The sequence below is a fragment of the Labrenzia sp. 011 genome, assembly GCF_003075075.1.
In the GTDB taxonomy this organism is placed as follows: Bacteria; Pseudomonadota; Alphaproteobacteria; order Rhizobiales; family Stappiaceae; genus Roseibium.
Map to the genome: position 1 here is coordinate 49,347 of NZ_QCYM01000011.1, position 24,488 is coordinate 73,834.

The 24,488-nt window shown below is 63.1% G+C and carries 21 protein-coding genes; 10 read left to right on the plus strand and 11 right to left on the minus strand.

What is annotated here, in order from left to right; all coding sequences use genetic code 11:
• The first annotated feature begins 56 nt into the window (after positions 1-56).
• From DCO57_RS13130 to DCO57_RS13145, 4 genes are all read left to right on the plus strand, one after another.
• Positions 57-1,580, plus strand: coding sequence for a di-heme oxidoredictase family protein (locus DCO57_RS13130; protein ID WP_116699457.1), 1,524 nt, complete (start codon positions 57-59; stop codon positions 1,578-1,580).
• Positions 1,580-2,653: an imelysin family protein gene (locus DCO57_RS13135; protein ID WP_116699363.1), complete on the plus strand. Its 1,074-nt coding sequence runs from the start codon at positions 1,580-1,582 to the stop codon at positions 2,651-2,653. Before DCO57_RS13130 ends, DCO57_RS13135 begins: the two co-directional genes overlap by 1 nt.
• A 104-nt stretch (positions 2,654-2,757) precedes the next feature.
• A complete protein-coding gene (locus DCO57_RS13140; protein WP_116699458.1) occupies positions 2,758-3,909 on the plus strand; it encodes a DUF1513 domain-containing protein in 1,152 nt (383 codons plus the stop codon).
• Positions 3,910-4,098: 189 nt separating this feature from the next.
• Positions 4,099-6,987 (plus strand): AsmA family protein, encoded by a 2,889-nt coding sequence (locus DCO57_RS13145; protein WP_116699364.1) that lies wholly within the window; start codon positions 4,099-4,101, stop codon positions 6,985-6,987.
• A 67-nt stretch (positions 6,988-7,054) separates the two neighbouring features.
• On the opposite strand, the gene DCO57_RS13150 is transcribed toward DCO57_RS13145, so the two are convergent.
• The 10 genes from DCO57_RS13150 to phnG form a co-directional block, all read right to left on the minus strand.
• Complete coding sequence (locus DCO57_RS13150; RefSeq protein WP_133192670.1) at positions 7,055-7,882, minus strand: hypothetical protein; 828 nt, start codon at positions 7,880-7,882, stop codon at positions 7,055-7,057.
• 245 nt (positions 7,883-8,127) lie between these two features.
• Positions 8,128-8,706 (minus strand): phosphonate metabolism protein/1,5-bisphosphokinase (PRPP-forming) PhnN, encoded by a 579-nt coding sequence (phnN, locus tag DCO57_RS13155; RefSeq protein ID WP_347876555.1) that lies wholly within the window; start codon positions 8,704-8,706, stop codon positions 8,128-8,130.
• The gene (locus DCO57_RS13160) at positions 8,699-9,844 is read right to left on the minus strand and encodes an alpha-D-ribose 1-methylphosphonate 5-triphosphate diphosphatase (protein WP_116699367.1); all 1,146 of its coding nucleotides are present in this window, start codon (positions 9,842-9,844) and stop codon (positions 8,699-8,701) included. Before DCO57_RS13160 ends, phnN begins: the two co-directional genes overlap by 8 nt.
• On the minus strand, positions 9,841-10,590 hold the full coding sequence (locus DCO57_RS13165; RefSeq protein WP_116699459.1) for a DUF1045 domain-containing protein: 750 nt from the start codon (positions 10,588-10,590) through the stop codon (positions 9,841-9,843). The genes DCO57_RS13160 and DCO57_RS13165 overlap by 4 nt, the downstream gene beginning before the upstream one ends.
• A 125-nt stretch (positions 10,591-10,715) precedes the next feature.
• Entirely contained in the window at positions 10,716-11,420 is a 705-nt protein-coding gene (gene phnL / locus DCO57_RS13170) for a phosphonate C-P lyase system protein PhnL (protein WP_116699368.1), read from the minus strand.
• A 12-nt stretch (positions 11,421-11,432) separates the two neighbouring features.
• The gene (gene phnK, locus DCO57_RS13175; protein WP_116699369.1) at positions 11,433-12,221 is read right to left on the minus strand and encodes a phosphonate C-P lyase system protein PhnK; all 789 of its coding nucleotides are present in this window, start codon (positions 12,219-12,221) and stop codon (positions 11,433-11,435) included.
• Complete coding sequence (locus DCO57_RS13180; RefSeq protein WP_116699460.1) at positions 12,221-13,120, minus strand: alpha-D-ribose 1-methylphosphonate 5-phosphate C-P-lyase PhnJ; 900 nt, start codon at positions 13,118-13,120, stop codon at positions 12,221-12,223. Before DCO57_RS13180 ends, phnK begins: the two co-directional genes overlap by 1 nt.
• Positions 13,121-13,146: 26 nt before the next feature.
• Positions 13,147-14,268, minus strand: coding sequence for a carbon-phosphorus lyase complex subunit PhnI (locus tag DCO57_RS13185; protein ID WP_116699370.1), 1,122 nt, complete (start codon positions 14,266-14,268; stop codon positions 13,147-13,149).
• Positions 14,269-14,272: 4 nt separating this feature from the next.
• Positions 14,273-14,911, minus strand: a complete 639-nt coding sequence (phnH, locus tag DCO57_RS13190) for a phosphonate C-P lyase system protein PhnH (protein ID WP_116699371.1) — start codon at positions 14,909-14,911, stop codon at positions 14,273-14,275.
• Positions 14,911-15,387: a phosphonate C-P lyase system protein PhnG gene (gene phnG / locus DCO57_RS13195; protein ID WP_208977936.1), complete on the minus strand. Its 477-nt coding sequence runs from the start codon at positions 15,385-15,387 to the stop codon at positions 14,911-14,913. The genes phnH and phnG overlap by 1 nt, the downstream gene beginning before the upstream one ends.
• Positions 15,388-15,539: 152 nt before the next feature.
• Here phnG and phnF point away from each other — a divergent pair, with 152 nt between their 5' ends.
• Positions 15,540-16,280, plus strand: coding sequence for a phosphonate metabolism transcriptional regulator PhnF (gene phnF, locus DCO57_RS13200; protein ID WP_116699372.1), 741 nt, complete (start codon positions 15,540-15,542; stop codon positions 16,278-16,280).
• A 49-nt stretch (positions 16,281-16,329) separates the two neighbouring features.
• On the opposite strand, the gene DCO57_RS13205 is transcribed toward phnF, so the two are convergent.
• On the minus strand, positions 16,330-17,499 hold the full coding sequence (locus DCO57_RS13205) for a LuxR family transcriptional regulator (RefSeq protein ID WP_133192671.1): 1,170 nt from the start codon (positions 17,497-17,499) through the stop codon (positions 16,330-16,332).
• A gap of 702 nt (positions 17,500-18,201) precedes the next feature.
• Between DCO57_RS13205 and DCO57_RS13210 the strand changes: the two genes are divergently transcribed.
• From DCO57_RS13210 to DCO57_RS13230, 5 genes are all read left to right on the plus strand, one after another.
• The gene (locus tag DCO57_RS13210) at positions 18,202-19,605 is read left to right on the plus strand and encodes a glutamate decarboxylase (RefSeq protein ID WP_116699374.1); all 1,404 of its coding nucleotides are present in this window, start codon (positions 18,202-18,204) and stop codon (positions 19,603-19,605) included.
• A 119-nt stretch (positions 19,606-19,724) separates the two neighbouring features.
• Entirely contained in the window at positions 19,725-21,281 is a 1,557-nt protein-coding gene (gene gadC, locus DCO57_RS13215; protein WP_116699375.1) for a glutamate:gamma-aminobutyrate antiporter, read from the plus strand.
• Between the two features lie 81 nt (positions 21,282-21,362).
• Positions 21,363-22,307: a glutaminase A gene (glsA, locus tag DCO57_RS13220; protein ID WP_208977943.1), complete on the plus strand. Its 945-nt coding sequence runs from the start codon at positions 21,363-21,365 to the stop codon at positions 22,305-22,307.
• A gap of 344 nt (positions 22,308-22,651) precedes the next feature.
• Entirely contained in the window at positions 22,652-23,515 is an 864-nt protein-coding gene (locus tag DCO57_RS13225) for a mechanosensitive ion channel family protein (RefSeq protein ID WP_279629135.1), read from the plus strand.
• A gap of 192 nt (positions 23,516-23,707) precedes the next feature.
• Positions 23,708-24,487, plus strand: coding sequence for a hypothetical protein (locus tag DCO57_RS13230; protein WP_116699378.1), 780 nt, complete (start codon positions 23,708-23,710; stop codon positions 24,485-24,487).
• The last annotated feature ends 1 nt before the right edge of the window (position 24,488 follow it).

Genomic DNA, 24,488 nt, shown 5'->3' on the forward strand with positions numbered 1-24,488 from the left:
CCGGTCCGGTGCTTTCGCGGATCCGGGGGGCCGCGCAAGCAGATCAGGATGCGATGATGAAATCTTGGCCCATACAGGGTGCCGCCGCCGCGCTGCTCGTTTGTTTTTCAGCGAGTCCCCTGTCGGCGAAAGACGCTTTGGCCTACCGTACGGACCTGTCGGACACCGATCGTGCGAAAGTGGCAAAAGTTCTCCGGCCGCCGGAGACATTCGACAGGCCCGAGCCGTTCGAGCCGATGCAGGGCGGAGCGGGAACGTCAACGCGCCGTCCCGGCCGGGACGCGTTTTCCCTGTCCAACAGCAATCTCACCTTCGAGGAAGAACAGACCTTCAAGCTCGGCAACGGGCTGTTCAAGAAGCTGTGGACCTCTTCCCCTTCCTCGACACAGGCGTCCGATGGTCTCGGGCCGCTTTTCAACGCCCGCTCCTGTCAGGGATGCCACCTGAAGGATGGCCGGGGCCGGCCGCCCCGTCCCGGAGAGGAGGCCGTGTCGCTGTTCCTGCGCCTTTCGGTGCCGCCGCAGACGGATGAACAGCGCCGCCTGCTGGCAGCCAGGAAAATCCTTTCGGTGCCCGAACCCACCTATGGCGGCCAGTTCCAGACCTTCGCCGTTACCGGCCTTGAGGCCGAAGGCCGGTTCGACATAGAGCATGAGGACATCGAGTTGCCGCTGAACGGTGGCGAAACGGCCGTGCTGCAAAAGCCGGTCTACCGGATCCGCGATCTGGGATATGGAGACATGCATCCGGACACGATGATTTCGCCGCGCGTGGCGCCGCCGATGATCGGCCTCGGCCTGCTGCAGGCGATTCATCCGGGCGATATCGAAAGTCGCGCCGATCCGGAGGATCTCGACGGCGACGGGATTTCCGGCAGGGTCAGCCTTGTTCCGGATCCGGAAACCGGAGAGCCCGTCCTTGGCCGCTTTGGCTGGAAAGCGTCGCAACCGACGATCCGCGCGCAATCGGCGGCGGCCTTTTCAGGCGATATCGGTCTGAGTTCTCCTGACGAGCCGGACAATTACGGCGATTGCACCCAGGCCCAGACCGCCTGCCGGGCACTGCCGCATGGCGAGCAGACCCGGCTGGGTGTCTCGGAGGCGCCCGATCCGGTCATGGATCTGGTGACGTTCTATTCCGAAAACCTTGCCGTGCCCATGCGCCGGGACGTGGATGATCCGCAGGTGCTCAGGGGCAAGCAGGTCTTTCACGACGCCGGCTGTGCCTCGTGCCACCATCCGAAATATGTGACCAGCCGTGATGCGGAAAATCCGGCGCACCGGTTCCAGCTCATCTGGCCGTACACCGACCTTCTGCTGCACGACATGGGCGAAGGCCTTGCCGACGGCAGGCCCGTGGGGGATGCGGACGGGCGTGAATGGCGGACGCCGCCGCTCTGGGGAGTCGGCCTGACACGAACCGTCAACAATCACACGCGGTTCCTGCACGACGGGCGTGCAAGAAACCTGCTGGAAGCCATCCTGTGGCATGGCGGCGAAGCGACGCAGGCGCGCGACACCGTTATTGCGTTAAGTCCCGGGGATCGTCAGTCTCTGATCCGCTTTCTGGAGTCCTTGTGATGCGTTTTTGGGTTTTGGCGGCCTTCGCCGTGTTTTCTGCGGTCCCGGCTTCGGCGGCGGATTTCAATCCGCCGATCGCCCGGATGATCTCGAACTACATCCAGCCGGCTATGGCGGAATTCGCCACCACCGCAGACAGGCTGCCCGATGCGGTGACCAGTGTCTGTTCGGACGCGAGTCCGTCCGCGGTGGCCGGGTTCCGGACCGCCTATGCGGACACGCTTGCTGCGTTTTCCAGGATCCACTTTCTGAGGTTGGGTCCGCTTCTCGAAGATGACAGGCTCAGTCGCCTGGCCTTCCTGCCCGACCCGCGCGGCATTGCGCAGCGGCAGATCCGCAAGATCTACGCGAAGAAGGATGCCGGTGTGGGCGCCGCGGAAAGCCTGAGGGACAAGAGCGTCGCGGTTCAGGGTCTGACAGCGCTGCAACTGATTGCCTTCGACAAGGAGAGCGAGGTCGTTCTCGGCCGGGCGGACGCGGACAGGGACTTTACCTGCGCCTATGCGCTGGCGATTGCCAGAAACGTCGCTGCCATTGCCGACGACGTCGCCGCCGACTGGGAGGACAAGGACGGATTCCAGTCGGTGCTGTTGTCGGGCGGTCCGCAGAACGACCGCTACCGGTCTTCCCAGGAAGCGATGGAAAGCGTCTTCAATGCACTGGTCACCGGCCTGATCATCGTCCGGGACCAGGATCTTCTTCCGGCGCTGGGAGCCTCCGAGGCGAAAGCCCGGCCAAACCGTTTTCCCTTTTCCCGGTCCGCCAATTCCATCCAGTATCTTTCCGGTGAATTGCACGGCCTCCAGGACGCGGTCACGAGTCTCGAGCTGGAGGACATGACGCCTTCCGACTTTCACTGGATCTTCGCCGCACTCGATTTCGAATTCGGAAACGCGCAGAAATTACTGAGCGAACTGGAGCCGCCGTTGCGGCAGACCTTCGGGCAAGGGGAGAGCTATTCGCAGGTGACTGTGCTGGCGATCACGCTGCAGTCCATCCGCGATACGATGGCGCTCGAACTGGCCGGTGCCCTGGGGCTCGCGGGCGGTTTCAATTCCCTGGACGGTGACTGAAGCCAATTCCTGCGCTTCCCATCCCTGATGAAGACCAGGTCGCCTCAAACCAGTTCATCTTCGTTTATGAGTTCACACCCTAACGGAACAGGTTGAAGATCAAGATGAGCCGCACATTCAAGACGGTTTCCAGAAGAAGCTTCCTTGCCGCCATGGGCAGCCTGGCGGCCGCGCCCGTGTTTTCGCGGTCCACGCTTGCCGAGAGCCTGCTGAACCGGGAGGCGGCCGATGGCGTGCCGCTCTTTGCCAGCGCCTTCCGGAAAGCCGATGGCGCGTTCGGGATCGGTATCGTGGACGACCTCGGCCAGATTCTGGCGCAGATCTCGCTGCCGGGCCGGGGGCACGGCATCGCGGTCGCGCCGGACGGCTCCCGCTTTGTCGCCTTCGCCAGACGACCGGGCACATTTGCCGTCGTCGTGAGACCCTTCGAGGACTCCCGGCCGGAGCTGATCACCAGCCAGCCCGGCCGGCATTTTTACGGTCATGGCTGTTTTTCGGCCGATGGCCGGCTGCTCTATGCGGTGGAAAACGATTTTCGCGCCGCGCGCGGGGTCATCGGCATCTACGACATGAGCGGCGGCGAGACACGGCGTATCGGCGAATTCGAGACGAACGGCATCGGGCCGCATGACATTCTTCTGAGCCCGGACCGTCTCACCCTGGTCGTTGCCAATGGGGGCATTGAAACCCGTCCCGATACGGGGCGCGAAAAGCTCAACCTGGATACGATGGCGCCGTCCGTCGTCTTCATCGACAGCCGGAGCGGCGATCTTCTCGCCCAGCATGCGCTGGACAAGGATTTGCACCAGCTTTCGCTTCGCCACATGGCTTTGGACGCGCAGGGGCGGGTGTGGGTCGGTGGCCAGTTCGAAGGATCGCTCGACGAGGTGCCGCCGCTGGTGGGGGTCTTCTCCCGGGACGGGGCGCCTCAACTGACCGCCATCCCCGATCCTGTGGCTTCGGGTCTGCGCAATTATATCGGCTCGGTGACGGCCAACGCGGGCGGCGACGTGATTGCAGCCTCGGCGCCGCGTGGCGGCCAGACGCTGTTCTGGAATTCCGCCACCTGCGCGTATCTTGGCGCCCGGACGGTCCCGGACGGCTGCGGCGTCGCACCGATAGACCAGGGCAGTTTCCTGATTTCCGACGGCAATGGGGCGCTTTCCCTGGTCGCCGATCCGGCCGCCCCGGCGGAAATCCTGGCCCGGCCGCCGGGCATCGCCTGGGACAATCACCTGTTTACACTGGGTCTTTGATCCGGGAGCGACCGATTTTCCCGATTTTGCTTGCCCCATCGGGAAGCGGGTGATTCCGCCGATTTCAACGCCGCGTAGCATTCAGACGGCCTGAAACCGGCACTTTTCCTGCTTTTGTCAAATTCAGCGGGCATCTTTGCACCCGGATTGGTCTACATTGGGGCCGATTCGCGAAGGGGAGACGTTGAAATGCGGCGGCTTTTGATCGGACTGGGCAGTCTGGCTTTCATTCTCGTGGCCATCATCCTGGTGGTTCCGTTGTTCCTGCCCAAGGAAGAAATCAAACGCCAGGTTGTCGAGGAAGTGGACAGCCGGCTGGGCTGGCGTGTGCGTCTCGACGGACCTGTGTCCCTCTCCCTGTTTCCGGGGTTTTCCCTTGTCGCGGAAAATGTCGGTCTTGCCGGTGAGGCCGGTGCGGACGGAATCGAATTCGCCAAGGCCGAGCGGATCGCGTTCGGGCTGGCCTGGTCCGGGCTGATCTCGGGCAATGTGCAGGTGACCGGCATCGCGCTGGACGAGCCGGATATCTATCTGGAGATCGGTCCGGACGGCGCGACGAGCTGGGAGCCGCGCAGAAACCTTGAAGGCGATACGCCAACATCCGGCGAGGAAGTCACCACGCCCCGGTCGGTGGAGACTGCCGCGCCGAAAACACCGGTCGAGCAGGACGGCCGGTCCGAAGTTTCTTCCGGCGGTTATCTGAAAAGCATCGGTGTCGACAGCCTGACGATCACCGGCGGCACGCTGACCTACAAGGATCAGGCCGGCGGCCAGTCCTTCAAGGTCGGAAATCTGGATCTGGCGCTGCGGGCTCCGGATCTTGGCGGCGATGTGGATCTTACCGCCAGTTTCACTTTCCAGGAAAAGCCCATCAGCATCACCGGCGCGCTGACCGATCCCCTGGGTCTGAGCACGGGGGAACAGGCACCTGTTTCCCTGACGGTCTCCTCAGGAGAGAATGCGGTGACGATTTCCGGTGAGGCCGGTATCGAGCCGTTGCGGGCGGATCTGGTTCTCGAAGGGGGCGGGCCTTCCCTGATGGCGCTCGCCGCCCTGGCGGGGCAGGACCTGGCAGTCGATCCGGGGGCCTATCAACTGGACGCGAAGGTATCCGGCAGCGAGGCGGCTGTTTCGATCGCCGACCTTCAACTGGTGCTCGGCGAGCTGTCCCTGGGCGGGGCTGCGGATGCGAATCTCTCCGGACTGGTACCGGAAGTCTCCGGACGGCTCGTTCTGAAGGACGGGTCCATAGCCGATCTCCTTCGGCTGGCGGGACAGGATCTGCCGGCCAGCGGGAAACTGAGCGCCGATCTGGCGTTTGAAACCGTCGGCATGACCGGTGAGGAACTGGTGGCCGGACTTGATCTCAACGGGTCCGTTTCGATCGCCGAAGGCGAAATCGGCGGTCTCGGGCTGGCGTCCGCCGTGGGCGGGGACCCGGAAGCCGACAGGCTGACAGATCTGGCCATGGATGTGGATCTACAGGGCCTTGAAAATCCGATCTCGCTCAGCGGAGCGCTCGCATGGCGCGGTGAAGCCTTCAGCGTGACCGGGCGGGCGGATACGGCCAAGCTTCTGGCCGGACACGCCGCGCCGGTTCTGGTGACGGTCAAGGGCCGGCGGGTGGGTGCCGGATTTGACGGCACGGCGTCGATCTCGGGCGCGCTGGATGGCGCAGTGAACGTCGAAACCGCGGATTTGCGCGGACTGATGGCGTGGATGGGCCAGCCGATCGGCGCAGGAAACGGGCTGAAGACATTCAAGGCCTCCGGTATTTTCGGCATGCAGGGCGATACGCTGACCTTCGAGGAGACACGCTTTACGCTCGACGCGACCTCCGGCGAGGCCAACGGCAAGGTCCGCCTGGGCGGCAAGCCAAGCGTCACCGCGCGCCTCGCGCTGCGCGAGCTGGTGCTTGATCCCTATCTGGGCGGGTCGTCCGCCTCGGGTGGTGGAGCGGCCAAATCCGCCGGATCTTCCGGCGGTGGCCAGGGAGGCGCGAAGAAGCAGACTGCCTCCGGCTGGAGCAGCGCGCCGATCGATTTTTCCGGCCTTCAGGCGGTGGATGCGGACTTCAAGCTCACGACCAGCGAAATCCGCTGGGACAATATCAAGATCGACGAAAGCGCGCTGTCCACGACCATAAAGAACGGGGTGCTGACCGCGACGCTCGAGAAGCTTTCGCTTTACGGCGGCTCGGGCAGCGGAACCGTGACGCTGAACGGCGCGTCGGCAACGCCGCAGGTCGCCGCAGAGGTTTCGCTGTCCAAGCTGAATGCCTATCCCCTGTTGCGCGATGCAGCCGGTTTTGAGTGGATCGAGGGCAAGGCGGCAATCGGTCTCAAGGTGACCTCCAGAGGCGGCAGCGAGCAGGCGCTCGTCCAGGGGCTGAACGGCACGGCGAGCTACCAGTTCGCGGACGGCGCGATCCGCGGCATCAATATTCCGCAGATGGTCAGGGGACTGTCTCTCGAAACCCTGCTCGGCTGGCAGGAGGCTTCTTCGGCGAAAACCGATTTCAGCTCGCTTGGCGCGACGTTCCAGATCGAGAACGGCATTGCCACGACAAGTGATCTGTCGCTGGTCGGGCCTCTGGTCCGCATGACCGGCAAGGGGACGACCGACATGCCGCAACAGAGTCTTGCCTGGCGGGTGGAGCCGAAAATCGTGCCGACGCTCGAAGGCCAGGCGCCGCAGCCGCGCCGGAAGGGCGAGGACAAGAAGCTCGCCGGCCTGGGTGTGCCGATCGTGATCGAGGGCTCCTGGAACGACCCGCGCATCTATCCGGACATCAAGGGCATTCTGGAAAATCCGGAAGCAGCCTACAAGCAGCTGCAGAAGTCCGGCGGCGAACTGATTTCCATCCTGCAGGGCAAGTCGGATCCGTCCGAGGCGTTGGTCGACACCGCCAACAAGGCGATCGAGAAGGCGACGGGCGGTCGCACGCAAATCGATGTCCAGAAGGTCATCGAGGGCGACGTCGATGACGAGGAAGTGCTCAAGGCCGTGGAGGAAGGTTTCGGCCTGCCGGCCGGCCTGCTGGGGAACGTCTTCGGAAACAAGAAAAAGAAGAATTGAGGCCTTTCACGCTACGGCCTTCGGGACGCGCGTGATCCGGGCGGGGTCTGTCTCGCCCGGAAAGGGGCTATCTCCCGCGTAACGCGCTTGCGGCCCGCTGCAGCAGGCCTCGCAGCCTGGCGGTGAGGCGTTTTTTCGTTGCGCGGAAGGCGTTTCCATATGTGGGTGTCTGTTCATCCAGCCAGATCACGTTGACCGGCAGCGATGACATGGTCAGCCTGTCCGAGCGAAGGGGCATGTCCGGGGTCGTGATCTCGTAGAAACATTCGTAGTCCGGCCACTGATATCCGTCTTCCCAGGTCCAGCAGTTGTGAGCCTGGTAATGGCGCATCAGTTTTTCGCCGAGGGCCTTGTCCGTCGGCAGCAGATCCGAGGCCATCCCGAGGCGCGGAGTGTTCCTTTCCATGAAATAGAGCACGCGATCGCTGACGTAGCTGGTGACGAATATCCTGATCTTCCGCCGCTTGCCCAGATGCGCCACGGCCCGAAAGACCTGAATATGTTCCTCGTGTCCGTATTCGCCCCAGGGATTGTGGGTGACGACAGTGTCTCCATCGTCAATGTGCTGTTCCAGCGCTTTCACGAGCAGGTGGAAGTTCTTCTTGTAAACGTCCTTGTTGCGGCCGCAGCGCACGCCGTAGCCGGTCTCGACCGGCTCATGCCAGTGGGTGGTGTCGTAGCAGTGGGATTCGGGGATATCGAGGGTGAGGGCGGTGCTCAACGGAAAATCGTCAAAGACGGTCTGCCGCCCTTCGCTCGTGTGCGGATCGCTTGGTGCTTCGCCGTAGCACAGAACGACCTTGCGGACCGTCGACAGGATCGAACTGGCCCACAACACCTCGTCGTCAGGATGGGCCATAACAATGACAGCCGACCTGAAACTATCGAGTTTCATCCCCAAAACCCGCCCCTCGCCTTAAAATTTTGTATTTGCCCGTTCACCCGTTTCCCGCGGGTTGTCTCAACTCAAACCCAATTTTCTTAATTGTCGGTTGAATCGGCAAAAATCATCGTGATTTTTAACGGTAAGGGTACAATTTAAGGTGGCGAAGACCCGACAGCCCGGGTGCGCCCAGTTCAATCCGGTGACTTTCCGAAGGATGAGCGGGGGCTGATCCGGGGCGGCATCCGTCCGGGAATTCAGTCGTCCCCGGAAAGCTCCAGCACCGCCATCATCTTCGTGACGGCGTCGTCCACCGTGCCGGTGTTCTCGATGCGGATCAGGTTCGTGACGTTTTCCGGTTCCAGGTCCGCACGTTCCAGGCGCCTCCTGATCTCTTCCCGGGTTTCGCGGCCGCGGGCGGCGAGGCGCTCGGCGAGGATGTCGACCGGGGCGGTGATCAGAAGAACCAGCGCGTTTTCGTACTTGCGTTCCGCCAGCCTCAGGACCCGGCGGGAGCCATTGGCAATGACGGTGCCGCCGGCGCGGATGACCGCGTCGCAGGTCTTCGGGATGACATAGCCCAGACCGTGGGCCTCCCAGGCAAGGGCGACCTCGCCGGTGGAGACCAGGCGCTCGAAGCCGGCCCGGTCCAGCGTGTCGTGGTCCTCTGCGTCCGCATCCGCCTGCCGGGTGATCGCCCGGCGGGCAAATTGCACGTCGCTGCGGCCGCGAAGCCTGTCCTGCAGCGCTTCCATCAGCGTGTCCTTGCCGGCACCGCTGGGGCCGACGACAAGCACCATGCGGCCGGGACCGAGCCTTGCGGCCTCCTCAGGCAACCCGGCGACCCTCGCGCCAGACGCCGCGCACGATGGGGACGTCTCCGACCAGTTTCACCTGGATGAAATCGGCCCTCAGTCCCGGCTGCAGCACGCCGCGGTCGTTCAGGCCGATGGCCTTTGCCGGGGTCGAGGTGACCATGGCGACGGCCTGGGGAAGGGAAATTGCCTCGACCTCGTCGGCAAGCTGAAATGCGGCCTGGACAAGCGAGACAGGCACATAGTCGGAGGACAGCACGTCGAGATAGCCGGCTTCGGCCAGCTCCCTCGCGGAGACATTGCCCGAGTGGGAGCCGCCGCGCACCACGTTCGGCGCGCCCATCAGCACGGCCATGCCGGCTTCGTGAGAGGCCCGGGCGGCTTCGACGGTGGTGGGAAATTCGGCGATCCTGGTCTGCAGCGCGATTGCCTCGTCCACATGGGCGCGGGTGGCGTCGTCATGACTGGCAATGGCGATGCCGCGTTCCAGGGCGATGGAAGAGAGCTGCTTGCGGTTCTCCGGTGCCAGACCGCTGGCGCGTTGCTGGCGGCGGCGGATGAACTCCTCCATCTCCGCGTCGGAAAACCCCTTCTTGCCCTGATAATAGACCTTGTAGGAGTCCAGCGAAACGAACTGGCGCTGTCCGGGGGTGTGATCCATCAGCGAGATCAGCCGGATGCTGTCATCGTTGCGGAAGACCTCGAAGGCTTCCAGGACGTCCGGCGCGGAGACCTCGCAGCGCAGGTGAATGAAGTGATCGGCCCGCAGGCGCTGTTCCCTCTGGCCAGTCTCGATGGCGTCGGCGAGAATGCGCATGTCCGGATAGCGCAGGTCCGCGTCCTCGTCCATGCCGACCCTGAGCGCGTCGAATACCGTGGTGATGCCGGCGCAGGCGATCTGCGCGTCATGGGCCTGAACGGCGGAGATGGCGTTCCAGCGGACTTTCGGGCGCGGGGCGTAATGGGTCTCCAGGTGGTCGGTGTGCAGCTCGACCAGTCCCGGCAGCAGGTAGTCGCCGTCGCAATCGTGCCCGTCGGCCTCTGTCGGCGATCCGATGGCTTCGATCAGGCCGTCGCCGTCGAGGGAAAGAGACCCGTCGATGACCTCATCGGCCAGAACGAGCCTGGCGTTTCTGAAGACTTTCGGATGCGTGCTCATGCGTTCTCCTTGCGGGAGGACCCGCCTGTCTGTTGTTCTGCCGCCTGCGGTGTGACGGTGCCGGTCAGGGTGAAGATCCCGCGCACCTGAAACGGACCGCCGGGCTCAGGTTCGACATAGAGTCCGAAGGTGCGGCAGCTGCGCGGCCGGCCGGTGACATCGGCGAAAAACGATTGCGCCGCCCGTGTCAGCGCGGCGGCTTCCGTATCATCGTCCAGCTTGTCCGAGAGGGTCATGTGGAAACGGAATTCCTCGAAAACATAGGGATAGCCCCATGCGGCCAGATAGGCATCCTGGCGGGACGTCAGCCCGCTTCTGCGACGCCGGGCCAGGTCGTCGTCGCTCAGCGGAGCGCGGAAGGGTTCGAAGCTGCGCAGGCACAGGGCGGCAAAGGCCTGCAGGTCCGGTTCGGTTCCCTTCGGGGTCAGAGCGAGGAACTTCCCGAGCCGGTTGACGTCGAGGCCCTGGATGTCAAAGGGCGCGACCGAGCCGGCAAAGGCGGCGCAGGCGTCCAGAAGTGCCGCTTCGCTCTCTCCGTCGCGGAGCCGGAAGGGTGCCTTGAGCGTACCGTGAAAGCCGTAGCGGCGCGGGCTGGCGGTCAACTGGAACAACCGGTCCGGCGCGAGGCCTTCGATCACCGGCTGGGCCAGCTCCCTGCCGGAGAACGGGTCGCGTCCAAGCCAGGCATTGCCGAGCTGCATCAGCGGATCGTCGGCTTCGGCGGCGAAATAGATGGCGTAACGCATGTCCGGAATCACGATTTCATGTTGGAGAGGCATGACCTAAAGAGAGGCGGTGACCTTTCTGTGACAGTTTTCATATGCCCGCAAGGCTTTCCCCGGTTTCCGTCCCGCCCGTCCGGCGAATTGCTTCAGGCAGCCGCTTCGGAACCGAATTTGGTGACGTCCACGATCCGGTCGGCAATCTGGTCGCGGACATCCTGGTCGTGCAGGATTCCGACCATGGCGACGCCCTGCGCCTTTTTCTCTTCCACGAGCCGGACCACCACCGCCCGATTGGCGGCATCGAGGGAAGCGGTCGGCTCGTCCAGCAGCAGGACCGGGTAATGGGCGATGAAACCGCGGGCGATGTTGACCCGCTGTTGCTCCCCGCCGGAAAAGGTTGCCGGCGGCAGGGTCCACAGCCGTTCGGGCACGTTGAGCCGGGAGAGCAGGGCGCGCGCCATGTCCTGTGCTTCCGTCTCGCCCGTGCCCTGCGCGATCAGCGGCTCGGCCACCACGTCCTCGGCCGGAACACGCGGGATGGTGCGCAGGAACTGGCTGACATAGCCGATGGTGCTTTCGCGCAGGGTCAGGATCCGGCGCGGCTCGGCCCCGGCCACGTTGATGATCTCGTCGCCGACGGTGACCAGGATCTGGCCCTCGTCGCAGCGGTAGTTGCCGTAGATCATCTTCAGGATCGAACTCTTGCCGGCGCCTGAAGGGCCGCCGAGCACGACGCACTCCCCGGCATCGACCGAAAATTCGACGTTGTCGACCACCGGGATCACGGCACCGTCCTGCAGATGCATGGTGAAGGACTTGCCGACGTTGTTGAGGTAGAGACGGACAGGCATCCGGGACCTCCTTTACACCTGGAGAATGGAAGAAACGAGCAACTGTGTGTAGGGCTCGCGCGGGTCGTCGAGCACCTGGTCGGTCAGGCCGGTTTCGATGACGTTGCCCTGGCGCATGACCATGATCCGGTGCGACAGCAGCCGGGCCACGGCAAGATCGTGGGTGACGATCACCACCGAAAGACCGAGATCGGCGACCAGACGGCGCAGGAGATCCAGCAGGCGCGCCTGCACGGAAACATCCAGCCCGCCGGTGGGTTCATCCATGAAGACAAGTCTCGGCTGGGTGACCAGGTTGCGGGCAATCTGCAGACGCTGGCGCATGCCGCCGGAAAAGGAGCGCGGATCGTCGTCGATCCGGTCGCTGTCGATCTCCACCCGGCCCAGCCAGTCGTCGGCGGCAGAACGGATGTTGCCGTAGTGGCGGGCACCGACCGCCATCAGCCGTTCGCCGACATTCGCGCCGGCGGACACATTCATGCGCAGGCCGTCGGCGGCATTCTGGTGCACGAAACCCCAGTCCGTGCGCATCAGCAGCCGGCGCTCGGCTTCGCTGAGCTGATAGAGGTTGCGCATGGCGCCGTCGCGCATGCGGTACTCGATGGCGCCGGCCGTCGGCGCGAGGCGGGTGGACAGGCAGTTGAGCAAGGTGGTCTTGCCCGATCCGCTTTCCCCGACGATCGCCAGGACCTCGCCCGGCCAGAGGTCGAAGGAGACCTCCGAACAGCCGATGCGGTCGCCGTAGTAGCGGGTGACATTGCGGACCTGCAGCAGCGGGTCTTCTGCGTGAAACAGGGTCATCAGGCGGGTTCCTTCGTGCCGATCCGTGCGGCGGCGGGATCCGCCGCCATGGGTCCCAGATGGCCCTGCGCGCGGCGTTCCTCGCAATAGTCGCTGTCCGAACAGACGAACATGCGTCCGCCCTCATCATCGAGTATGACTTCGTCGAGATAAACGTTGTCCGCGCCGCACAGGCCGCAGGGCTTGTCGAACTGCTGGATCTCGAAGGGATAGTCCTCGAAATCCAGGCTCCTGACCTTTGTATGGGGCGGAATGGCGTAGATGCGCTTTTCCCGGCCTGCGCCGTAGAGCTGCAGGGCGGCCATCCGGTCGATCTTGGGATTGTCGAATTTCGGCGTCGGCGAGGGGTCCATCACATAGCGGTCGTTGACCTTTACCGGATAGGCATAGGTGGTGGCGATGTGGCCGTTCCGGGCGATGTCCTCGTAGAGTTTCACATGCATCAGACCGTAATCTTCCAGCGCGTGCATCTTGCGGGTTTCGGTCTCGCGCGGTTCGAGAAAGCGCAGGGGCTCGGGGATCGGTACCTGGAACACCAGGATCTGCTCCCCGGTCAGGGGCTTTTCCGGAATGCGGTGGCGGGTCTGGATGATGGTGGCCTCCGCCGTTTCGCAGGTGGTCCGGACTCCGGCGGTCTTTTCGAAAAAGCCGCGCAGGGAGACCGCGTTGGTGGTGTCGTCGGAGCCCTGGTCGATCATCTTCAGGCAGTCGTTTCTGCCGAGGATCGCCGCCGTCACCTGGACGCCGCCGGTGCCCCAGCCATAGGGCATGGGCATCTCCCGGGAGGCGAAGGGCACCTGGTAGCCGGGAATGGCGATGCCCTTGAGGATCGCCCGGCGGATCATGCGCTTGGTCTGTTCGTCCAGATAGGCGAAATTGTATTCGTCCTGCTCGTGAATGCTGTCCTGTATCCGTGCCGTATCGGTCATTGGGCGGCCTCCGGGGCGGCTTCGCCCTCTTCCTGCTGTTCGCGTCTGCCGAACCATTCGGCGCGCATGCGGCGCACCAGATCGAGTTCGGCCTGGAAATCCACGTAGTGCGGCAGTTTCAGGTGCTCGACGAAGCCGGTCGCCTGGATATTGTCGGAATGGGACAGGACGAACTCGATGTCCTGCGCGGGCGCCACCTGCTCCTCGCCGAGTTCCTGCCAGCGCATCGACCGGTCGACCATGGCCATCGACATGGCCTTGCGTTCCACCTGACCGAAGACCAGCCCGTAGCCGCGGGTGAAGGTCGGGGCCGCCCGGGCAGAGCCGGCGAACTGGTTGACCATCTGGCATTCGGTGACCTTGATGGAGCCGAGAGTGACGGCAAACCCGAGCTCCTCGGCGAAGAATTCCACTTCCACCTCGCCATAGCGGATCTCTCCGGCGAAGGGATGGGTGCGGCCGTAGCCGCGCTGGGTGGAATAGGCGAGAGCCAGCAGGAAGCCCTCGTCGCCGCGGGCAAGGTTCTGCAGCCTCAGGTCCCGGTCGGCGGGAAAGGAGAGGGGCTCGCGGGTCAGGTCGCCGACAGGGGTGTCCTCGTCGCTGACGGGATCCGGTTCCATCAGGCCCTCGTCGCCGAGCAGGTCGGTCACCCGTGGCATGGCCTCATCGACGCTCTCCGCCGTTTCGGCTGTCCGCAGCACGCCGTCGTCTTCCGCCGCAAGGGCGAAGTCCAGCAGGCGGTGGCTGTAGTCGAATGTCGGACCCAGAACCTGACCGCCGGGCAGATCCTTGTAGGTGGCCGAGATCCGGCGCTCGATCCGCATGGCGCCGGTGTCGACCGGTGTGCTGTAGCCGAAGCGCGGCAGGGTGGTGCGGTAGGCGCGCATCAGGAAGGCGGCCTCGATCAGGTCGCCGCGCGCCTGCTTGATGGCCAGGGCGGCCAGCGTCTCGTCGTAGAGCGAGCCTTCGCCCATCACCCGGGCGACCGAATGGGAGAGCTGCTGCGCGATCTGCTCCAGCGTCAGCGCCGGAACGGAGGTGTCCCCCCGGCGGCGTTTCGCCGTGAGCTTGTGGGCGTTGCGGATGGCCTTCTCGCCACCCTTGACGGCTACATACATGGCGTCAGGCCTCCGTCGGCAGAATGCGGGTGGAACGGGGCAGGGCGGCAATGTCCGAGGACCCGGCGAAAATCAGGTCGATGCCGCGCGGGAACTGGCGGCTGTTGGCAACGGCCTGCTCCCAGAACACCGGGGGAAGCGGTCCGGTGGAGAAAACCGTGCTGTTCTCGATGCCGGGGCCGCTCAGCGTCACTGTCTGCGCCGCCTGGAAGTCCTGTCCCAGAAGGATGACGGTAGCGGAGCTGTCCGGATATTCGGCCGAGCCCTGGTTGAAGCCGGCCAGGGGAACCATCTGTCCCGGACTGGAAACCAGCGCGAAGGCCGCCTCCACAGGCTCGCTGACGATCGGTGCCCCGGTGTGAAAGCGGAGGAAGGCCTTGACCGCGCCGGATGCCATCAGCGGCTTGTCGAGCCAGAGGGGGGTGTCATAGTCGAGGAGGGTCAGGGCCAGCGCCGCCGCAACGGGGGTCAGCGGCGCGGGCGGGGTCAGGTCCGGCGCGCCGACCGGCTGCCGGCTGCCCGGCCGGGCCATGGCGTTCATGACCGCCCGGAAACACGCCTGGGCATCATGGACGGGATCGCGGAACCCGGCGGCAAGCGGCGCCTTTGCGCCCAAGGACTGGGTGTCCTGCTTTGCGGTCATCAGTTGTCTCCCCGGACCATGGTGAAGAAGTCCACCTTCGTTGCCGCGGTTTCCTGCCGCACGGTCTCCGCTGCGGATTTTTGTGCGGCGGCGAGCGGGGCGATGATGTCTGTCTCGATCCGCGCCCGGGCTTCCGGACGCTGCCAGAGCGCGTCGATCACCGCCGACTGCAGGGCCTTCTTCTTGCTGCGGCCAAGGGCGTAGGCGCTGCCGGTTTCACCGGTCTCCAGGCGGACGACGCAGCGGGTCACCGTGACCTCGCCCAGATTGAACGGGCTGCCGGTGCCGCCCATGCGGCCGCGCACCATCACCAGGCCGGTTTCGGGCTGGCGGACAAGGTCGAAGGCTGGCGGGGCAAGGCTTTCGAATTTCTCGGCAACGGCTTCCGGCGTGGCCGCCGCCAGCGTCGCCATGATTTTCTTCCGGTCGCCGTCAGCGGCAGTCCCGGTCCGGTCATTGAATGTGGTTTCGGTCATGAAGCGCCTTCTGGGAACTTGGCGGTCGTGCGGACGGATGCCGATCGCCGGGCGGGAGAGCGATTTGTGCGGAGTGTCTAGTCTTATGTTGTCTATTTGTCTATACAAATATTATGTTTGACTCTTTGGTAGCGAAATTTGATGACGGACGCATGACGACCCACAGCACACTCGACCGCGGCGCGGGCATTGCCGTCTGGCGCCAGATCATGGAAACGCTCAAGGCGGAGATCGTCAGCGGAGCGTTCGAGAAAGGCAGCCGGCTGCCGGCGGAGTCCGAGCTGGCCGCCCGCTTCGGCGTCAACCGGCACACGGTGCGCCGGGCCATCGCGGCGCTCACCGGTGAAGGCATCCTGCGCGCCGACCAGGGCCGGGGCACCTTTGTGGCCTCCGCGCCGCTCAGCTATCCCATCGGTCCGAGAACGCGGTTTTCGGAGATCGTTTCCGGCCAGGACCGGGCTCCGGACGGGCGGCTTATCGGTTCGGCGGTGGAAGAGGCCGACGCGCTGCTCGCCAACCAGCTGAAGGTGCCGCTCGGCACGGCCCTCCTGCGGGTGGAAACCCTGCGCGTAGCCGACGGGGTGCCGATGATTGTGGGCACCAACTGGCTGGAGCAGGCGCGCGTGCCGAATTTCGTCGCGGATTATGCCGAAAACGGCTCCATTACCACGGCCCTGAAACGCGCCGGCATCGCGGACTACCGGCGCACGGAAACCAGGATCACCGCCGAACTGGTCGAGCCGGGCGATGCCCGCCAGCTCGGCCTGGCGCTGGGCCAGCCCGTCATGGTGATGGAAAGCGTCAACCTGGACATGACCGGCCGTCCGGTCCAGTACACGCGGGCGCGCGTGGCGGCGGACCGGATGCAGCTTGTGGTGAACGAGGCCGGGTGAGGACGCTGTCCTGCCGAACACCCTCCCAACGCGGTCAAATGGGTTCCTATCAACTGCGGTTGGTATAACCTTCCAGGTGGAAGGACTGATGCCGGCCGAGCGCGGACATGCGCAGCACGAGTTCCGCCTGCCGCTTGACCCCGAGCTTCTGGAAAATCCGTTTGAGCACGACCCGGGCGGTGCCCTCGGTAACGCCCAGCTGGCTGGCGGCCTTTCGCACGGTGACGCCGCCCCCGACCAGCGAGGCCAGTCGCGCTTCGCCGAGCGACAGGTCGAAGATGTCACGCAGGGCCGTCGGATTGATCAGCGAGTCGTGTTCCGCCGGCGTTGTCAGGACGAGCGTGCGCGCCGTGTCGGTCAGATTGAGCTGCGTCCTGCCGGAGTCGGTCAGGGGCAGGGCCGATATGAGAATCCGCTGGTCATTTTCGCTGCCAAGCATGCAGGAGCGCGGTGTCGATTGCAGGCCTGCAGCGCTCCGGGCGTCTGCGAGGAGCGTGTCGAACAGGGGGGCGCTGTCTTTGTCGAGTGCCGTCAGGCGGCCGTCGGAGAGGGTGAAGAAATCGCTGAATTGCGCGCGGCCCACCTGATTGTCCAGCACTATGCGTTCCTGTGCGTCGAGCACGTAGAGACCGGCCTCGATCTTGTCCAGGATCTGCTGAAGGACCCTCTGTGCGCTTTCCAGATTGGCGATCCTCAGTGACAACCGCAGTGCCTGTTCCACATGCCGGCTGAGGAGGCGCAGCATGTCCATCTCCGTTGCGGTGAAGGGTCCCCGCTCCCTGGCGCGGGGCACCGAAACCGAAGCGAACATGTCAAGGTCGGGAACGATGACGCAGCCCATCAGCCAGCCGAATCCCACCTTCCGGAAGAAATCGGTAAAGATCGGCAGGGTCTCGATTTCCTGTTTCGTTGCGACGCTTTGGTCAGTGAAGATGTCACCGCCCGTCAGGTGCATCTCCATGGCCCGTTGCGCATGCACATCACGCTGCCACCAGGCTTCGTCCTGGTAGATTTGGACAGCGTGACCCACGCCCTCGGAGAAAAGGAAATCGGTGTCGCCGCCGCCGTTGTTGAAGTAGATCACCGCCCCCCGGGCGGCAAACAGCTCGCCGATGCGATGCAGGGCGACAGGCCATGCGTCCGGTGAAAGTGCTGCGTCGTAGATTGCGCGGACCGTGTCGCTGAATGATTCAAGGAACTGACTGTCGACTGGGTTCAATGGAACGCTTCCCCGAATTTTCGCCGCAAGCGCGAGGGTACCGCCCTGCGCCATGTCACGGTGACCTTCGATAGCGGAATTTTCATATAAGCCGGAAGGCGCGGCAAGTCGGGGAAACATTAATTCCGCCAAGATATCCCATTTGGGATATTGACGTTAAAAGTCTCTCTATGAAATACAATCAAGTAAATATCGTGTGTATTTCCTTGCGTACGCGTAAGCGGACTTGCGTCAAGACTGTGAAATTTTAAGTAATAAAATTGTGGATGGTCTTATTGATGTCCATTACCCTGCGGGAAGATGTGATGACTGGCGAGATTGATCAACCTTTCGTGGTCCCGGTTTGGTCCCGCCAGACCTTGTTGCAGGGCCCTCCCGCCGAATGTCCGCCCAGGGATGCGTGCGGTTTCCGATTTGCCGAGGGCAATCGTCAATCAGCCGAACGCCTGTATGGATGCGGCAGGGAGCCTGTTGCAGGGCTCGGTCCGCGACAGGCTCGCGCGCTGCCCGGGGAACCGGACACCGGTATTCGGTCCGGTCTTCCCCGGTGGCGAAGACACCTTCGATACCAGCTCAATTCATAAAAATCTCCGAGATAAAGCCTGGTCAAAATCCAGAAATACATGAATCCATCGCATTATCTGCATGGGTAATGCCTGTGAATACCCAAAATTCTACCGAGGCGTAGAAAGGAAATGAGAAATGACGAATAAAAAACGCGAAAATATTCGAGACGAACTTTTGGACGACGTCTATTCGTCCGGGGATCTGGCGCAGGCCCTTCCCAAGGATGCGTTTCCGCAGTCCGAGCGTGCGCCGCGCCACGTCTTCGCCTCGGTGCGCGACGAGCTGATGCTCGACGGCAACTCGCGCCAGAATCTGGCGACCTTCTGCCAGACGTGGGTGGACGAGGAAATCCACGAGCTGATGGACCTGTCGATCGACAAGAACATGATCGACAAGGACGAATACCCGCAGACCGCCGATATCGAGGCGCGCTGCGTGGCCATGCTGGCCGGGTTGTGGAACTCTCCCGACGCCACGGGCACGCTCGGCTGTTCGACGGTCGGCTCCTCGGAGGCGGCCATGCTCGGTGGTCTCGGCATGAAGTGGCGCTGGCGCAAGAAGCGGGAGGCTGAAGGCAAGCCGACAGACAAGCCGAACATGATCTGCGGTCCGGTGCAGATCTGCTGGCACAAGTTCGCACGCTATTTCGATGTCGAGCTGCGCGAAATTCCGCTCGAGGGCGACCGTCTCATCATGAATGCCGAGGAGGTCCTGAAGCGCGTCGACGAAAACACGATCGGCGTCGTTCCCACCCTGGGCGTCACCTTCACCTGCCAGTACGAGCCGGTGAAAGCGGTGAGTGATGCTCTCGACCAGCTCCAGCACGAGACCGGGCTCGACATTCCGATTCACGTCGACGGAGCATCGGGAGGTTTCCTTGCTCCGTTCTGCGCGCCGGACCTTCCCTGGGATTTCCGTCTGCCGCGCGTCAAATCGATCAACGCGTCGGGGCACAAGTTCGGACTTGCTCCGCTGGGCGTGGGCTGGGTTGTCTGGCGTGAAGCGACGGATCTTCCCGAAGACCTGATTTTCAACGTGAACTATCTGGGCGGCAACATGCCGACCTTCGCGCTCAATTTCTCCCGCCCCGGCGGCCAGGTGATCGCGCAGTATTACAACTTCCTGCGTCTCGGCCGGGAAGGCTACGCCAAGGTTCACAACGCCTGTTACGCGACCGCGCAATATCTTGCCCGCGAGATCGGCGCTCTCGGGCCCTTCGAGGTCCTGTTCGACGGCGACAGCCAGGGGGGCATTCCGGCGCTGTGCTGGAAGCTCAAGGAGGACACCGGCATCGGTGGCTATACCCTCTACGACCTTGCCGACCGGCTGCGGAGCCGCGGGTGGCAGGTTCCCGCCTATTCCATGCCCGCCAACCGGGAAGACCTCGTCATCCAGCGCATTCTCGTACGCCACGGGGTTTCCATAGACCTGGCGAGCCTTCTCATCGAGGACATGAAGCGGGCGATCGACTATTTCGACCGGCACCCCGTCTCCAGGCCGATGACGGAGAGCGAGGCCAGCGGTTTCAACCACAACTGATGGAACACGGGCGTGCTGGCAGGACGTTTCCCGTCCGGGCGAGCCCCATTCGCGCCGTCTGGCGGGCACGGTCCGTCAAGCGGCGCTCCTGAAACGAAACATTGTCAAAGGGGCGTATCATGACAAGCAACTCGACCAAGGCCGGAGCCGCGAGCGCGCCGGCCGGAAGCGCAGGTGCCAAGCAGCTGACCCTCATGGGATTCTTCGCCATCACCGCGTCGATGGTAATGGCGGTCTATGAATATCCGACTTTCGCGACATCGGGCTTTTCGCTGGTGTTCTTCCTGCTGCTCGGCGGTATTCTGTGGTTCATTCCGGTTGCCCTTTGCGCGGCGGAGATGGCAACCGTCGAAGGCTGGGAAGAAGGCGGTGTCTTTGCCTGGGTGACCAATACGCTCGGCGAACGCTGGGGCTTCGCGGCCATCTCGTTCACCTATCTTGAGATCGCCATCGGTTTTCTGCCGATGCTCTATTTCGTGCTCGGGGCACTTTCCTACATTCTCGACTGGCCGGAGCTGAACAACGATCCGGTGGTGAAAACCATCGCTGCGATCGTCCTGCTGTGGGCTCTCGCGCTGACCCAATTCGGCGGAACCAAATACACGGCACAGATCGCCAAGATCGGTTTCTTCGCAGGCATTCTCGTGCCGGCCCTGCTGCTTGTCGGGCTGGCCATCTGGCACATCGCCAGCGGTGCCAGGCTCGAGATCGAGATGAATGCCTCCACCTTCTTCCCGAATTTCACCCAGATCGGGACGATGGTCGTCTTTGTGGCGTTCATCCTGAGCTACATGGGCGTGGAGGCCTCGGCTACCCATGTCAACGAGATGAAAAATCCGGGCCGCGACTATCCCCTCGCCATGTTCCTGCTGATGATCGCGGCAATCGTGCTGAGCTCGATCGGCGGCCTGGCGGTTGCCTCGGTGATCCCCCACGACCAGATCAATCTCTCCACCGGCGTGGTGAAGACCTATGAAGCACTGATCACCAGCCATGGACCGGGTTTCGAGTGGGCGGTTCGTATCGTCGCCGCGCTTCTGGTGCTCGGGGTTCTGGCGGAAATCGCTGCCTGGATCGTCGGCCCCTCGCGTGGCATGTATGTCACCGCCCAGCACGGTATCCTGCCGGCGGTCGCCGCCAAGGTGAACAAGAACGGCGTGCCGGTGCCGCTGGTGATCTTCCAGCTGTGCATCACCACGGTGGCCATCGTCGTGTTCACCAACATGTCGGGCAGCAACATGTCGTTCCTGATCGCCATGTCCCTGACCGTGGTGCTCTATCTCATCACCTACTTCATGCTGTTCCTGGCCTACATGAGCCTGACCCTGAAGTATCCGGAGAAGAAGCGCAGCTACCGGCTGCCGGGCGGTACCGGCTTCCGGCTCACCGTTGCGGGAGCGGGGTTCATCGTCTCGCTGCTGGCATTCGTCATCTCCTTCGTTCCGCCCTCGGGCCTGCCCGGCGGCGAGAGCAACGAGATCTATGTCGGTCTGCTGGTGGTGAGTTTCCTGATCGTTCTCGTCATTCCGTTCATCGTCTATGCCTTCCATGACAAGAGCGGGAAGACAGTCGAGGCCGATATGGTGCACATCAAGATGCACAACGCGCCTCTGGGACATTTCGCGATCCATCCACGTGCACGGGCAACCCATCACCTCGTGCCGCGCGGCGACTAGCGCCGGCGGAAATTGGCAAGAGGCAGCGCCGTGCGGCGGGAAACCGCCGCTCGGCGCTGCAGTCCATCAATAAAAAGGCACATCATGACCCGATCCGACATCAAGGCGGCGCTGGCCGCCGGCCATGCGGCCGCCATGGCGGTCGACGGCGGCCAAAATGCCGACTACATCCCCTTCCTCGCCTCCGTTCCTTCCGACCTTCTGGGGATTGCAGTTGTGACGGCCTCGGGCGAGACCCACACCATGGGCGATGCCGGCTACGGCTTCGCCATCGAGTCCATTTCGAAGGTTTTCACGCTTGCGCTGGTGCTGGAAAGGATCGGTGCGGAGGCCGTGCGTGAGAAGATCGGCGCCGATCCGACAGGACTGCCGTTCAATTCCGTGATGGCGCTTGAATTGCATAACGGCAAGCCCCTGTCGCCGCTGGTGAATGCGGGGGCCATCGCGTCGGCGAGCCTGGCGCCCGGCGACAGCGCGGATGCCAGCTGGGACGCGATTCTCGACATGCAGAGCCGCTTCGCAGGGCGGCCGATCCAGTTGAGTGCGACGGTGAACAAGTCCGAGCAGGAGACGAATTTCCACAACCGGGCCATAGCCTGGCTGCTCTATAGTGCCGGCTCCTGCTTCTGCGATCCGGTCAAGGCGGTCGACGTCTATACGCGCCAGTGCTCGACCCTGGTCACGGCGGAAGACCTGGCGGTGATGGGAGCGACCCTGGCCGCAGGCGGCGTCAATCCGCGGACCGGCGAACAGGTGATCAAGCCGGAGCACACGGCTCCGATCCTGGCCGAGATGATGATGGAGGGGCTCTACACGGCCTCCGGAGACTGGGCCTATACGGTGGGTCTTCCGGCGAAAAGCGGCGTCGGCGGCGGCATCATGGCCGTGGTCCCGGGCGTGATGGGGATTGCCGCATTCTCTCCGCCGCTCGACACGGCAGGCAACAGCGTTCGCGGTCAGGCGGCGGTCGCGGCGGTCGCCAAGTCGCTTGGCTACAATCTCTTTACGAATCCGCTTCAGGCCTGAAGACACCTCCCGGTGGCGCCGGACCGGATCCGCTCCGGTCGGCGTGCCCTGGGATGAGGGCCGCGGTGCCCTGACGCGCCCGCCCCCGGCTCCCTCGCTTGCGTCCTCCCGACTGCCGTGGAGACGGTTCGGCGGGCGGCATCCGGAGCCGTTCTCTCCTTGCTCCACGCTGCCCGCATCGCGGCTGCGCGTCACGGCAACAGGTTGATATCATGACGGTTTACTGGATAAACGCAGCCATCTTCCTTGTTCTTGTTTCCATCGTGCTGTCATGCCTGTTTGTCATGCGGCGAAGGAGCGGTCTGTCGAGAAGCATAACAATACATTTCATCTATGTTGTCGCCATGTCTGGGGCATTGCTGACCGTCAACAGAACGATCGACAGACTGCTTCATGCCTATGATATCACGACGATAAAGCCCGAAATAATTGACAATCTGACCTTCGCGGCAATCGGCCTGACGGCCATGGAGCGGTTGTTCCGGCTGATCAACCGCCTGACCTACCAACAGGTGAAGAAAGGCAGTGACCGGACGTCGGCGACAAGTGTCGCACGGGTCATCAAGCTGGCGATCGTCCTGTCTCTCGTGCTTCTGTTCGGCGAGCATCTGGGACTGAGCCTGTCCGGCCTCCTCGCGTTCGGAGGCTTTGGCGGCATCGCCATCGGCATCGCAGGCAGAGACGTCCTCAGCAACGTGTTCACCGGCGTCATGCTCTATTTTGACCGCCCCTTCAGGCTTGGCGACTGGATCAGGTCTCCGGACCGCGATATCGAAGGCACGGTGGAGGAGATCGGTTGGCGAATGACCAGAATCACCACGTTCGACAATCGCCCCCTTTACGTGCCGAATTCGCTTTTCTCCTCGATCAGTGTCGAGAACCCCGGCCAGATGTCGAACAGGCGCATCACCACCTCAATCAATCTGCGCTACGAGGATGCCGGCAAGGTCAATGCAATCGTCGCGGACATACGCGCCATGCTGCGTGCGAACCGGAATATCGACCTGACGCAGGACCTGCTCGTCTACTTCAACGAGTTCGGCGATTACTCGATAAACATCATGGTGTATTGTTTCACGAAGACCACGAAATGGGCCGAATGGCTGGAGGTCCAGCAGGATGTCTATCTGAAGGTCATCGAGATCGTTCACGCCAACGATGCCGATTTCGCCAATCCGGAACAGCTGATTTCTCTCAAGAAGTGCTGACGGATCGGGTCGATGGCAGGCCTGTTCGCGTTCGTTTGACGCGAGCCGGACAGCCGGCATGAGGGGCGCGCCGGACGTTGACGTGCACGTCTCGAGAATAACCGGCGCACCGCATTGGCAAGGAAGACCTGACGGCCTATAGATTTTATCAGCGCGTGAAATCGGATCTGAAAAATACGAAAAGGGAGCAGGATGAAGGGCATCATCTCAAAGCTGCTGATTGCGGCAGGCCTTGCAGCCGGCTCCTGGTCAGCTGCGGATGCGGAGGATATTTCCGGTGGAAGCCCGCCGTCTTTTCAGTCTGATCATGGCTGGAAATTCAGTGCGGATGTCTATGGATGGCTCCCCCAGATCGATCTTGAAACCGCCAGGGGAGACAAGATGGAGCTGCCGCTCTGGCAGATCCTGCAGAATCTTAACTTTACGGCAATGGCCGGTCTAACGGCGCAGAACGGAAGATGGACGGGGTTTTCGGACTTCATTTACATGAATCTCCAGGGAACCCGTACCTCCACGGCCAATATCATCGGCCGGCCGGTGGAGACCGGTGTCGGTGTCAAGATGCAGGCGTTCATCAACACCACGGCTGTCGGGTATTCCTTCCTGCAGACCGACAACACCGAACTCAAGGCGTTTGCCGGTACGCGCTATCTCTGGCTCGAGTCCGACCTCAGTTTCAACATCGGGCGGGTCGGTGGCGAGGTCGTCGGTCAGGGGCATGTCTGGGACGGCATTGTCGGCCTTCGGGGTCAGACGAATTTCGCCGACCGGTATTTTGTCACTTATTATGGCGACATCGGCACCGGACAAAGCGACCTGACCTGGCAGGCGCTCGGTGGCCTCGGCTACCGCTTCGACAGGTTCGATGCGGTCGTGGGGTGGCGCTATCTGGACTGGAATTTTTCCGATACCGCCAAAATGGACGATCTGACCGTCAATGGCCCCTTCGCGGGCATCAAGGTTCATTTCTGAG

Coding starts and splice junctions, on each gene's coding strand:
- DCO57_RS13130 (WP_116699457.1), top strand. CDS start 57: ATGAAATCTTGGCCCATACAGGGTGCCGCCGCCGCGCTGCTCGTTTGT.
- DCO57_RS13135 (WP_116699363.1), top strand. CDS start 1,580: ATGCGTTTTTGGGTTTTGGCGGCCTTCGCCGTGTTTTCTGCGGTCCCG.
- DCO57_RS13140 (WP_116699458.1), top strand. CDS start 2,758: ATGAGCCGCACATTCAAGACGGTTTCCAGAAGAAGCTTCCTTGCCGCC.
- DCO57_RS13145 (WP_116699364.1), top strand. CDS start 4,099: ATGCGGCGGCTTTTGATCGGACTGGGCAGTCTGGCTTTCATTCTCGTG.
- DCO57_RS13150 (WP_133192670.1), bottom strand. CDS start 7,882: ATGAAACTCGATAGTTTCAGGTCGGCTGTCATTGTTATGGCCCATCCT.
- DCO57_RS13160 (WP_116699367.1), bottom strand. CDS start 9,844: ATGAGCACGCATCCGAAAGTCTTCAGAAACGCCAGGCTCGTTCTGGCC.
- DCO57_RS13165 (WP_116699459.1), bottom strand. CDS start 10,590: ATGCGTTACGCCATCTATTTCGCCGCCGAAGCCGACGATCCGCTGATG.
- phnL (WP_116699368.1), bottom strand. CDS start 11,420: ATGCCTGTCCGTCTCTACCTCAACAACGTCGGCAAGTCCTTCACCATG.
- phnK (WP_116699369.1), bottom strand. CDS start 12,221: ATGACCCTGTTTCACGCAGAAGACCCGCTGCTGCAGGTCCGCAATGTC.
- DCO57_RS13185 (WP_116699370.1), bottom strand. CDS start 14,268: ATGTATGTAGCCGTCAAGGGTGGCGAGAAGGCCATCCGCAACGCCCAC.
- phnH (WP_116699371.1), bottom strand. CDS start 14,911: ATGACCGCAAAGCAGGACACCCAGTCCTTGGGCGCAAAGGCGCCGCTT.
- phnG (WP_208977936.1), bottom strand. CDS start 15,387: ATGACCGAAACCACATTCAATGACCGGACCGGGACTGCCGCTGACGGC.
- phnF (WP_116699372.1), top strand. CDS start 15,540: ATGACGACCCACAGCACACTCGACCGCGGCGCGGGCATTGCCGTCTGG.
- DCO57_RS13210 (WP_116699374.1), top strand. CDS start 18,202: ATGACGAATAAAAAACGCGAAAATATTCGAGACGAACTTTTGGACGAC.
- gadC (WP_116699375.1), top strand. CDS start 19,725: ATGACAAGCAACTCGACCAAGGCCGGAGCCGCGAGCGCGCCGGCCGGA.
- DCO57_RS13225 (WP_279629135.1), top strand. CDS start 22,652: ATGTCTGGGGCATTGCTGACCGTCAACAGAACGATCGACAGACTGCTT.
- DCO57_RS13230 (WP_116699378.1), top strand. CDS start 23,708: ATGAAGGGCATCATCTCAAAGCTGCTGATTGCGGCAGGCCTTGCAGCC.